The sequence below is a fragment of the Aquabacterium sp. genome (genome assembly GCF_044226965.1).
GTDB lineage: Bacteria > Pseudomonadota > Gammaproteobacteria > Burkholderiales > Burkholderiaceae_C > Pseudaquabacterium.
Genome location: NZ_JBGAGA010000120.1, coordinates 1 through 8,794, shown reverse-complemented (window position 1 = coordinate 8,794; position 8,794 = coordinate 1). Strand labels below are relative to the sequence as shown.

General features: G+C 70.2%; 9 protein-coding genes and 2 pseudogenes. 10 read left to right on the top strand and 1 reads right to left on the bottom strand.

Translation table 11 applies throughout. The annotated features are described in order from the left end of the window. From ACILR4_RS28620 to ACILR4_RS28575, 10 genes and pseudogenes are all read left to right on the top strand, one after another. Window positions 1–825 (top strand): ABC transporter substrate-binding protein (locus ACILR4_RS28620; protein ID WP_395704294.1); only part of this gene is annotated, 825 nt, incomplete at its 5' end. Then, on the top strand, window positions 822–971 hold the full coding sequence (locus ACILR4_RS28615) for a hypothetical protein (protein ID WP_395704293.1): 150 nt from the start codon (window positions 822–824) through the stop codon (window positions 969–971). The genes ACILR4_RS28620 and ACILR4_RS28615, both read left to right, overlap by 4 nt. After that, window positions 971–1,741 carry an ABC transporter permease gene (locus tag ACILR4_RS28610; RefSeq protein WP_395704292.1) on the top strand — a complete coding sequence of 257 codons (771 nt, stop codon included), beginning with the start codon at window positions 971–973 and terminating at the stop codon, window positions 1,739–1,741. The genes ACILR4_RS28615 and ACILR4_RS28610 overlap by 1 nt, the downstream gene beginning before the upstream one ends. Further along, window positions 1,738–2,565 (top strand): ABC transporter ATP-binding protein, encoded by an 828-nt coding sequence (locus tag ACILR4_RS28605; RefSeq protein ID WP_395704291.1) that lies wholly within the window; start codon window positions 1,738–1,740, stop codon window positions 2,563–2,565. The genes ACILR4_RS28610 and ACILR4_RS28605 overlap by 4 nt, the downstream gene beginning before the upstream one ends. After that, a pseudogene (locus ACILR4_RS28600) lies at window positions 2,562–4,060 on the top strand (ABC transporter ATP-binding protein). Before ACILR4_RS28605 ends, ACILR4_RS28600 begins: the two are co-directional and overlap by 4 nt. A 10-nt stretch (window positions 4,061–4,070) precedes the next feature. Then, complete coding sequence (locus ACILR4_RS28595; RefSeq protein ID WP_395704290.1) at window positions 4,071–4,739, top strand: cysteine hydrolase family protein; 669 nt, start codon at window positions 4,071–4,073, stop codon at window positions 4,737–4,739. 7 nt (window positions 4,740–4,746) lie between these two features. Further along, window positions 4,747–6,546, top strand: coding sequence for an allophanate hydrolase (gene atzF, locus ACILR4_RS28590; protein ID WP_395704289.1), 1,800 nt, complete (start codon window positions 4,747–4,749; stop codon window positions 6,544–6,546). After that, a complete protein-coding gene (locus tag ACILR4_RS28585; protein WP_395704288.1) occupies window positions 6,543–6,956 on the top strand; it encodes an AtzH-like domain-containing protein in 414 nt (137 codons plus the stop codon). The genes atzF and ACILR4_RS28585 overlap by 4 nt, the downstream gene beginning before the upstream one ends. 38 nt (window positions 6,957–6,994) lie before the next feature. Further along, window positions 6,995–7,702: a GntR family transcriptional regulator gene (locus ACILR4_RS28580; protein WP_395704287.1), complete on the top strand. Its 708-nt coding sequence runs from the start codon at window positions 6,995–6,997 to the stop codon at window positions 7,700–7,702. 135 nt (window positions 7,703–7,837) lie between these two features. After that, window positions 7,838–8,419 carry a TMEM175 family protein gene (locus tag ACILR4_RS28575; RefSeq protein ID WP_395704286.1) on the top strand — a complete coding sequence of 194 codons (582 nt, stop codon included), beginning with the start codon at window positions 7,838–7,840 and terminating at the stop codon, window positions 8,417–8,419. 27 nt (window positions 8,420–8,446) lie between these two features. On the opposite strand, the pseudogene ACILR4_RS28570 reads toward ACILR4_RS28575, so the two are convergent. Next, window positions 8,447–8,794, bottom strand: a pseudogene (locus tag ACILR4_RS28570) (acetyl-CoA C-acetyltransferase); the annotation flags it as partial.

Below are 8,794 nucleotides of genomic sequence, written 5' to 3'. Positions count from 1 at the left end.
GGCCTGAGCCGCAAGTCGCTCGCCGCCGACGACAAGATCCTGATCGGCTTCTGGCCCATCGCCTCCGGCCTGCCGCTGTACGTGGGCCTGGAGCGCGGCATCTTCAAGGAAGCCGGGCTGCAGGTGGAGGGCGCCAAGTTCGCCAGCGCGCAGCAGGTGGCCGAGGCGATGATCGCCGGCCGCATCCACGGCTCGGCCAACGGCACGGCTTCGGCCGCGCTGGGCCTGGCCGAGATCACCAGCCCGAACCTGTTCAAGATCATCTGCAGCAACCCGAGCAACCGCAAGCTGGTGCTCGACGAGTTCGTGGTGCCCAAGGACTCGCCGATCAAGAGCATTGCCGAGCTGGGGGGCAAGAAGGTGGCCTCGGGCCCCGGCATCCAGAACGTCACGCTGGCCAAGGTGATCCTCGAGAAGAACGGCATCGCCAACCCCAGCGTCATCGAGCTGCCGATCGGCCAGCATGTGCCGGCGCTGGCCGCGGGCCAGATCGATGCGGTGTACACGCTGGAGCCCACCGGCACCGCCGGCCGGCTGAAGGGCCTGACGCGTGTGCTCGAGCCCGGCGTGATCGCCAAGTACGTGCTCGGCGATGCCGATGCGCCCTGGTTCGGCGGCTCGGCCAGCGTGACCACCGCGTTCCTGAAGGAGAAGCCCGAGCTCGCGAAGAAGTACATCGCGGCCTACGCCAAGTGCGTCGAATGGGTCCGCAAGAACCCCGAGGAGTCGCGCACGCACATGGACGGCTTCACGGCCATCGAGGCCTCGCTGGTGAAGGAAGTGCCGCTGTCGGGCTTCACGCTGCCATCGAGGCCTCGCTGGTGAAGGAAGTGCCGCTGTCGGGCTTCACGCTGTACAACGAGTTCAAGCCCGCCGACGTCGAGTACTTCCAGAAGTTCTTCGACGTGTTCACCGAGCGCAAGATCTTCACGCGCAAGCTCGACGTGAAGTCGCTGCTCTACACCGGCTGATGAGCATGGGCAAGCTGCTCGACAAACGCTGGCTGCCGCTGGTCGGCCCGCTGCTGCTGCTGGCGCTGTGGCAGCTGATGATCTCGGCGCACTGGGTCAAGGCGGTGCTGGTGCCGCCGCCGGGCGAGACGCTGGCGCACATGCTGGGCGTGTTCGGCAGCGGCAACATCTTCCCGGACCTGTGGGCCACGGTGTACCGCACGCTGTGCTCGTTCGGCATTGCGGTGGCCATCGGCGTGCCGCTGGGCGTGATGCTGGGCAGCGCCGAGGGCGCCTACCGTTCGGTCGAGTTCCTGATCGACTTCTTCCGCTCGACGCCCAGCTCGGCCCTGATCCCGCTGTTCATGCTGATCTTCGGCATCACCGACATCAACAAGATCGCCATCGCCAGCTTCGGCGCCGCGCTGATCGTGCTGTTCAACTCGGCCTACGGCGTGATGAACGCGAAGAAGACGCGCGTGATGGCGGCGCAGATCATGGGTGTGTCGAAGTGGCACGTGTTCAAGGACGTGCTGCTGATGGAGAGCCTGGCGCAGACCTTCGTCGGCCTGCGCAGCGCGGTGAGCATGGCGCTGGTGATCGTGATCGTGGCGGAGATGTTCATCGGCTCCGAGACCGGCCTGGGCCACCGCATCATCGACGCGCAGCAGGTCTTCAACGTCAAGGAGATGTACACCTCGATCCTGGTGACGGGCGCACTGGGCTACCTGCTGAACCTGGGCTTCCTGGTCTTCGAGAAGAAGATCATCCACTGGAGTGGCAAGGCATGAGCGGACCTCTTCCCACGGCCGTGCTGCCCGCAGCCGAACCCGGCACCCTGCTGAACCTGCCGGCCGCGCCCGCCACGCATGTCACGGTGCGGGGCCTCAGCAAGAGCTTCGCCGGCGTGCCGCTGTACACCAACTTCAACCTCGACCTGCCGCGCGGCAAGATCGTCTCGATCTTCGGGCCCAACGGCTGCGGCAAGTCGACCTTGATGAACATGATCGCGGGCCTCGTGCCGCTGGATGCCGGCGAGATCCTGTTCGACGGCAAGAGCCTGAAGGACACCCAGATCGGCTACGTGTTCCAGAACTACCGCGACGCGCTGTTCCCGTGGATCAGCGCCTGGGAAAACATCGCCTACCCGCTCAAGCGCAGGGGCCTGAAGCCGGCCGAGGTGAAGCGCCGCGTCGACGAACTGGTGGCGCTGTTCGAGATCCGCTTCGACCTGCAGCGCTACCCGTACGAGCTGTCGGGCGGGCAGATGCAGACCGTGTGCATCATGCGTTCGCTGGCCACCCGGCCCGAGGTGCTGTTCCTCGACGAACCGTTCTCCGCGCTGGACTTCGAGATGACGCTGTTCATCCGCGCCAAGCTGCAGGAAGCGCAGCTGGCGACGAACACCACGATGGTGATCGTCTCGCACGACCTCGAAGACGCGGTGTTCCTGGCCGACCGCATCCTGCTGCTGACGCGCCGCCCCACCCGCATCGCCGAGATCGTCCCCTTCGACCTGCCGCGCCCGCGCCTGCCCGAGGTGGTGGCCGAGCCCGAGTTCGTGCGTGTGAAGGCGCACACGCTGGAGGTGTTCCGGCGGGAGATGGCGGCATGACCCACGCGCTGACGCTGGAGACCTTCAACCTCACCAAGCGCTTCGGGGCCTTCACGGCGCTCGATGGCGTGCGGGCAAGAGCACGCTGGTGAAGTGCATCGTCGGCTACTACAAGCCCGACGATGGCGCGGTGATGATCAACACCCGCGAGCAGGCGATCACCAGCCCGACCGTCGCGCGCGAGCTGGGCATCGGCATGGTGTACCAGCACTTCACCGTGGTGCCGGGCATGACGGTGGCCGAGAACCTGCTGCTGGCGCGGGGCCACATCCCGGCCATCATCGACTGGCGCGCCGCCCGCGCCGAGCTGGAGCACTTCCTCGCCAGCGCACCGTTCAAGCTCGACCTCGACGCGCTGCCGCTGGACCTGTCGGCCGGCGAGAAGCAGAAGCTCGAGATCCTGAAGCAGCTGTTCCTGAAGCCGCGCCTGCTGATCCTGGACGAACCCACCTCGGTGCTGACGCCGCAGGAGGCCGACGAGGTGCTGGGGGCGCTGCGCGAGCGGGCGCATGCGGGCGACTGCTCGGTGGTGATGATCACGCACAAGTTCCGCGAAGTGGCCGAGCATGCCGACGACGTCAGCGTGCTGCGCCGCGGCAAGCTGGTGGCCACCGGCGCGGTGGCCGAGCTGCCGGCGCAGCAGCTGGCGCAGGCGATGGTCGGCGAGGGCAAGGTGATCAAGGCGGTGCTGACGCGTGAAGTACGCGACAGCGGCGAGGTGCGCCTGCAGATCGACGGCCTGCAGGTGCGCGGCGACCGCGGCGAGCCGGCGGTGCGGGGCCTGAGCCTGCAGGTGCGCGCCGGCGAGATCGTCGGCATCGCCGGCGTCTCCGGCAATGGCCAGCGCGAGCTGATGCAGTCGCTGACCGGCCAGCGCGCGCGCGAAGGCGGCAGCGTCACCGTGTCCGGCCACGACTTCCAGGCCACGCGGCGCGAGAACCGCGAGCGCCGTGTGCGCAGCCTGCCGGAAGAGCCGCTGCACAACGCCTGCGTCGGCGAGCTGAGCGTCGCGCACAACATGGGGCTGCGGCAGTTCGACGAAGCGCCGTTCGCCAGCGCCCCGTGGCTGGGCGGCTGGGTGCGCTGGGGCCGGCTGCGCGAACGCGCGCGCGCCTGGATCGCCGAGTACGGTGTCAAGACCCAGGGCGAGCGCGCGCCGATCCGCACCTTGTCCGGTGGCAACGTGCAGCGCGCTGTGCTGGCACGCGAACTGAGCGGCCAGGCCGACCTGCTGCTGGTCAGCAACCCGGTGTTCGGGCTCGACTTCGCCGCGGTGGCCGAGATCCATGGCCGGCTGATGGCCGCGCGCAATCGCGGCGCCGCGGTGCTGCTGGTGAGCGAAGACCTCGACGAGCTGCTGGCGCTGGCAGACCGCATCGTGGTGATGAGCGAAGGCCGCATCGTGCACGACGTGCCCGGCCATGCGGCCGACCGGCACGAGCTCGGCGCCTTCATGGGCGGCAAGGCGCACGGCGCCGACAAGGCGGCGGCATGAGGGGGACGGCATGACGACAGTGCTGGACGCCAAGCCTTTCCCGTTCCACTTCGCGATCGGCAGCGCCGCGCTGGTGATCATCGACATGCAGCGCGACTTCGTCGAGCCCGGCGGCTTCGGCGCTTCGCTGGGCAACGACGTCACGCGGCTGCAGGCCATCGTGCCGACGGTGCAGGCAGTGCTCGCGGCCTGGCGTGCCGCGGGCGGCTTCGTCGTGCACACCCGCGAAGGCCATGCGCCGGACCTGCACGACTGCCCGCCCGCCAAGCGCCTGCGCGGCGCGCCCAGCCTGCGCATCGGTGATGTCGGGCCGATGGGCCGGGTGCTGGTCGTCGGCGAACCGGGCCACGCCATCGTGACGGCGCTGGCCCCGATCGACGGCGAGCTGGTGATCGACAAGCCCGGCAAGGGCGCCTTCTACGCCACCGGACTGCAGAACGCACTGCAGGCGCGCGGCATCAAGCAACTGGTGCTGATGGGCGTGACGACCGAGGTCTGCGTGCAGACCACGATGCGCGAGGCCAACGACCGCGGCTACGACTGCCTGCTGGTCGAAGATGGCACCGAGAGCTATTTCCCCGAGTTCAAGGCGGCGACGCTGGCGATGATCACCGCCCAAGGCGCCATCGTCGGCTGGACCGCCAGCGCCGCAGCGCTGATGGCCGCGCTGCGCACATGACGAGACGATGACCCGCAACCTCCTGACCCTGGCCGACTGGCGCCGGGCCGTGACCGAGCCCGGCGCTTCGCTGCCGGCCCTGCTGTCGCCGCTGCTGGCCCAGCGCCACGCCGACGACCCGGCGTGGATTCACCGCTGCGACGAGGCTTTCATCGCCGCGCAGCTGCAGCGCCTGGCCGCCGTCGATCCCGCCAGCCTGCCGCTGTACGGCGTGCCCTTCGCGGTGAAGGACAACATCGACGTGGCCGGCCTGCCGACCACGGCCGCCTGTCCGGCCTTCCGCTTCGTGCCGCAGCGCCATGCGACGGTGGTGCAGCGCCTGATGGAGGCCGGCGCGGTGCTGGTGGGCAAGACCAACCTCGACCAGTTCGCCACCGGCCTGGTCGGCACGCGCTCGCCGTATGGCGAAGTGCCGAACAGCTTCGATGCGGCCCATGTCAGCGGTGGGTCGAGCTCGGGCTCGGCCTCGGTGGTGGCACGCGGCCTGGTGGCCTTCGCGCTGGGCACCGACACCGCGGGCTCCGGCCGCGTGCCGGCCGGCTTCAACAACCTGGTCGGCCTGAAGCCCACGCCCGGCAGCGTGCCGATGCAGGGCGTGCTGCCGGCCTGCCGCACGCTGGACGTGGTGTCGGTGTTCGCGTTGACGGTGGCCGATGCCGCGCAGGTGATGGCGGTGATCGAAGGCGCCGCGGGCGAGCCGTCGTTCCAGCACCACGCGCCGCGCCCGGCCTGGTTTGGCGCCGGCCAGTCGCCGCTGCGCATCGGCGTGCCGGCGCAGCCGGGCTGCGATGCCGCCATCGGCTACGACGCGGCCTTCGACGAGGCGCTGGCACAGCTCGATGCCTGGGGCCTGAAGCCGCAGCCGGTGGACATGCAGCCGCTGTTCGAGGTGGCCCGCCTGCTCTACGAAGGCCCCTGGGTGGCCGAGCGCTATGCGGTGGTCAAGGACCTGATCGAACGCCATCCGGAGCAGATGGACGCCACGGTGCGCCAGGTGATCGCGGCGGCCGGCGAATACGATGCGGTGGCCGTGTTCAATGCGCGCTATCGGCTGGAAGCGCTGCGCCAGCGCCTCGCGCCGCTGTGGCAGGACATCGACGTGCTGATGGTGCCCACCGCGCCGACCTGCCCGACGCGTGCCGCGGTGGCCGCCGAGCCGGTGCGCCGCAACGCCGAGCTGGGCCGCTTCACCAACTTCGTGAACCTGCTGGGACTTTCGGCGCTGGCGCTGCCGAGCGGCTTCGCGCGCAGCGGCCTGCCCTTCGGCGTGACCTTCATCGCGCCGGGCGGGGCCGATGCTGCGCTGGCCGCGCTGGGCGCGCGCTGGGAGGCGGCGCGTGCGCTGCCGCTGGGCGCACGCCTGCGCGAGGCGAAGGCGGCCGACCGCGCACTGCGGGCGCTGCCGCAGGCGGCGCCGTCGCTCGAGCTGGCGGTGGTCGGCGCGCACCTCGAAGGCATGCCGCTGCACGGCCAGCTGCTCGAGCGCGGCGCACGGCTCGTCGCCCGCACGCAGACGGCGCCGCGCTACCGCCTTTACGCGCTGCCCGGCACCACGCCGCCCAAGCCCGGCCTGGCGCGGGTGGGCGAGGGCGAGGCCGGCCACGCCATCGCGCTGGAGGTCTACGAACTGCCGGCGGACACGCTGGGCAGCTTCCTCGCGCTGGTTCCGCCGCCGCTGGGCCTGGGCTCGGTGGAGCTGGGCGACGGCCGCTGGGTCAAGGGCTTCATCTGCGAGCCGGCGGCGCTGGCGCAGGCCACCGACATCAGCGCCTTCGGCGGCTGGCGCGCCTGGCGGGCGTCGCGGTGAACGGCGCCCTGGCCGCGATGACCGACCTGGTCGTCAACGACCCCGCCGTGATCGCGGAACTCGAGCACCTGCTCGAGGACTACGAACGCGCGCTGATGACGAACGACACCGCCGCGCTCGACGCCTATTTCTGGGATGACGCTCGTGTCACGCGTTATGGCATCGCCGACCGCCAGTTCGGCGCCGAGGCGCTGCGCGCGTTCCGCGCCACGGTGCCGGCGCCGGCCTTCACGCGGCGGCTGGCCCTGCCGCGCATCAACAGCTTCGGCGACCGCTTCGCCACCGTGCAGGTGGAGTTCGTGCGCAGCGACACGACGCTGCGCGGTTTCCAGAGCCAGACCTGGGTGCGCTTCGAGGGCGGCTGGAAGATCGTGGCGGCCCATGTCAGCATGATCCCGTTCGAGCCATGAGCCGCCCCCACCGCGCCGCTGCGTATCATCGACCGATCATGTCCGCGTCCCGTGAACCCGCCGCCGTGCTGCCGCTGGACAGCGCGCCCGCCACGCTGGCCGACCAGGCCTACGCGCGCATCAAGCAGATGGTCTTCGACTTCACGCTGATGCCTGGCGACCGCTGCAGCGAAAGCGAGCTGGCGCAGCGCCTGGAAGTCAGCCGCACGCCGCTGCGCCAGGCCCTGCAGCGGCTGGAGCGCGAGGGCTTCCTGCAGGTGATGCCGAAGATCGGCTGGCAGGTGGCGCCGCTGGACTTCGACACCTTCGACGAGCTGTACGACCTGCGCGTGCTGATCGAATGCCACGCCGCGCAGCACCTGGCCGAGGCCGAGGACCGGCCCGCCCTGGCCGAGCTGGCCGACATCTGGCTGGTGCCGGCCGCCGAGCGCCTGGCCGATGGTGCCGAGGTCGGCCGCTGCGACGAGCAGTTCCATGCCCGGCTGGTGCAGGCCAGCGGCAACCGCGAGATGGCGCGTGTGCACCGCGAGATCACCGAGCGCATCCGCATCATCCGGCGCCTGGACTTCACGAAGTCCGCGCGCATCGAGGCCACCTACGACGAGCACGCGCGCATCCTGCGCGCCATCACCCGCCGCCGCGGCGACGAGGCGCAGCGCCTGCTGCGCGCGCACATCGAGCAGAGCAAGCTCGAGGTGCGGCACATCACGCTGGACATGCTGTACCGCGCGCGCCGCCAGGCCTGAGCGCCAGGCAGCGGGCGCCACCGATCCTTCCTGCTGCTACGCTTCGCGCTGTCCGCGGCCGCGGCGTTCCGGGCGCTCTGGAAGCCCTGTGGAACGGCCCGGCCCGCGCCCATCGGCCTGCGAGGAGAAACTGCGTTGGGAAAGACCCGGCTCGAAGCGTTCAGCGACGGTGTGCTCGCGATCATCATCACCATCATGGTGCTGGAGATGAAGGTGCCCCACGACCCCACGCCCGCGGCGCTGCTGGGGCTGCTGCCGGTGTTCCTGAGCTACGTGCTGAGCTTCGTGTACGTCGGCATCTACTGGAACAACCATCACCACATGCTGCACACCTGCACGCGGGTGACGGGCGGCATCCTGTGGGCCAACCTGCACCTGCTGTTCTGGCTTTCGCTGCTGCCGTTTGCCACCGGCTGGATGGGCGAAAACCATTTCGCCCCGCTGCCCTCGGCGATCTACGGGCTGGTGCTGCTGGCGGCGGCGGTCGCCTACTACGTGCTGCAGCAGGCCATCATCGCGGTCCAGGGCGAGCGATCGCTGCTGCGGCAGGCCGTGGGCGGCGACTGGAAGGGCAAGGCCTCGCCGCTGCTGTACCTGGCGGGCATCGGGCTGACCTTCGTGAGCACCTGGCTGGCGCAGGCGATCTATGTGCTGGTGGCGCTGATCTGGCTGGTGCCCGACCGGCGCATCGAGCGGGTGGCCGGGCACGACGCGTAGGCCCGGCCCCCGGCCGGGCCAGGCGGGTCAGTACAGCTCGACCGCCATCGCGGTGGCTTCGCCGCCGCCGATGCACAGCGCCGCCACGCCGCGCTTCAGGTTGCGCTTCTTCAGCGCGCCCAGCAGCGTGACGACGATGCGCGCGCCCGAGGCGCCGATCGGGTGGCCCAGCGCCACGGCGCCGCCGTGCACGTTGACGATCTCGTGCGGCAGCTTGAACTCGGTCATCGCGGCCATCGTCACTGCGGCGAAGGCCTCGTTCACCTCCCACAGGCCCACGCTCTTGGCGTCCCAGCCGGCCTTCTTCAGCACCTTGTCGATGGCGCCCACCGGCGCGGTGGTGAACCAGTCCGGCGCCTGCGCATGCACCGCATG

Excerpts from the sequence above, each read along its gene's own strand:
- ACILR4_RS28595 (WP_395704290.1), top strand. The coding sequence starts at position 4,071 with ATGACGACAGTGCTGGACGCCAAGCCTTTCCCGTTCCACTTCGCGATC.
- atzF (WP_395704289.1), top strand. The coding sequence starts at position 4,747 with ATGACCCGCAACCTCCTGACCCTGGCCGACTGGCGCCGGGCCGTGACC.
- ACILR4_RS28610 (WP_395704292.1), top strand. The coding sequence starts at position 971 with ATGAGCATGGGCAAGCTGCTCGACAAACGCTGGCTGCCGCTGGTCGGC.
- ACILR4_RS28605 (WP_395704291.1), top strand. The coding sequence starts at position 1,738 with ATGAGCGGACCTCTTCCCACGGCCGTGCTGCCCGCAGCCGAACCCGGC.
- ACILR4_RS28580 (WP_395704287.1), top strand. The coding sequence starts at position 6,995 with ATGTCCGCGTCCCGTGAACCCGCCGCCGTGCTGCCGCTGGACAGCGCG.